The sequence below is a fragment of the Nocardia sp. NPDC003482 genome (assembly GCF_053588115.1).
In genome coordinates this window covers 1-1,905 of sequence record NZ_JBSFPI010000063.1, presented here as the reverse complement: position 1 = coordinate 1,905, position 1,905 = coordinate 1, and the positions used below count along the sequence as shown (strand labels likewise).

Here is a 1,905-nt window from a genome sequence, read left to right as displayed (position 1 = left end):
CGACGAACGCAAGGAAACCGCTGTCGCGTTCTGGCAACGAGCACGAAAACACTTCGCCGCCAACGGGATCACTGTCAAACGAGTCCTCACCGACATTCAAACTCGGTGATGGCCTCGAAGCTCTCACCGGATACGGCCGGTTGGGTGAGAATTCGAGGCTCCGGCGCCTGCTTGCTACCGCTCAATGACCGAGTGGGGTTGTGCTCCTTGCCTGTTGATCGCGGAGTGAGCAGGGCCATCGCCGGGTGAGATGCGTCCTGTTAGGAACCCGGCGACTTCGGCATCCGCCGCCACGCGGCGCGTTGCGGAGATCCCTGTTGGTGAATGTCTGGTACTGCATCGACTCCCGCGACGGCAACGCTCACGCCGGATCTGGGTGAAGCATTGTCGAGCAGACGGGAGTTGGATCGTTGGAGTTGCGGCTGGGTATCGATGTCGCTTGCCGGGCAGCGCACCAGGCCAGCTGGCCGATGAGCAAGGCAAATTTCTATGGTCAGGTCGCAAGTTCCGCACCACGACCAGTGATCTGCAGCGGCTGTGGTCGATGCTGCCGGCCGGGACCGCCCCCTCGTCGGTCACCGTCATCATGGAGCCCACGCGCAACGCCTGGGTGCCGTTAGCGGCCTGGTTCCGTCGGCAGGGCGCCACCGTGATTCTGGTGCCACCCGAACAATCTGCCGACCTGCGTGATTACTACTGCAAGCACACCAAGTCCGACCGCTTGGACTCGAAAGTCCTTGCCCGGATCCCACTTCTGCATCCCGAGGGCATGCACCCCGCGACCGGGCTCGGCCCCGGTGACACGATGCGCAGGGCGGTCAAGCTGCGCTCCAATCTGGTCAAACGCCGCACCGGCATCCTCGCGCGATTGGATGCACTGCTCGAACTCCTCGGGCCCGGCTGGCATGCCGCGCTCGGCGCGGACCTGGCCAACAAGACGCCCTTGCGGTTCCTGGCGCATTACGCCGACCCACACATCGTGATCCGGTTGGGCCGGGCCCGGCTGACACGATTCCTCGCCCGGCATTCTCGCGGCAGCTGGCGCGAGGAGAAGGCCGACCAACTCCTCGCCGCGGCCCGTGAAACGCTCGATCTCTGGTCTGATGAATTGGACTTCCCGGAGTTGGCCGATGACATCGCGATCGAGGCCCGGCTGGCCTTGCAGCTCACCGAGGAGATCAAGGAACTCGAAACCCGCATCGCGGCACTGCTGGACAAGGCCGACCCGGATGGCATCGTCAGCTCGACGCCCGGGGTAGGCCCGATTCTCGCAGCCCAGATCCTGGGCCGCTTGGGCGATCCCAACCGCTTCGACTCCCTGGCCGCGATCCGTTCCTTCAGCGGCCTGGTGCCCAAACTCGAATCTTCTGGATTGAGCGGAAGGCACGGTGGACCAACGAAATCCGGAGACGCGTGCCTGCGCGAAGCGCTGTTCATGGCCGCTGAGCAGGCACGGCGCAGCGATCCCTCGCTGGCCGCGAAATACCACCGACTCATGACCGACAGCGGCAAACACCACAACTCCGCGGTCTGCCACCTCTCCACGACCCTGCTCACACGCATCGCCGCCTGCTGGCGCCGCGGCGAGCACTACGTGATCCGCGATGTCGACGGCAGCCCGCTCACCTCGGAACAGGGCCGCAGGATCGTCGCCGACCGATACACAGTCCCCGCCGACATCCGCGCCGCGCGACGCACCACCGGTGCGAGGACGGGCCGACGACACCAGGAGTCGCACAGCGCTCCACCGATCGGCCCGTCAACAACCAAGGCTACGAGCCTTCCAGCGAGTTGACATCCGTTAGGAACTCAACGGCGCCTGCTACATCTCCCAGCTGTGGCGATCCGAGCTGGCCGGCAACGGGATCACGCATAAACGAACCCGGCCCTACCGGCCACAGACCA

Annotated in this window: 1 protein-coding gene; it reads left to right on the top strand. The window is 65.0% G+C overall.

The window, feature by feature from the left end; translation table 11 throughout:
- The first annotated feature begins 439 nt into the window (after window positions 1–439).
- A complete protein-coding gene (locus ACWDSJ_RS37800) occupies window positions 440–1,795 on the top strand; it encodes an IS110 family RNA-guided transposase (RefSeq protein WP_223273934.1) in 1,356 nt (451 codons plus the stop codon).
- Window positions 1,796–1,905 lie beyond the last annotated feature (110 nt).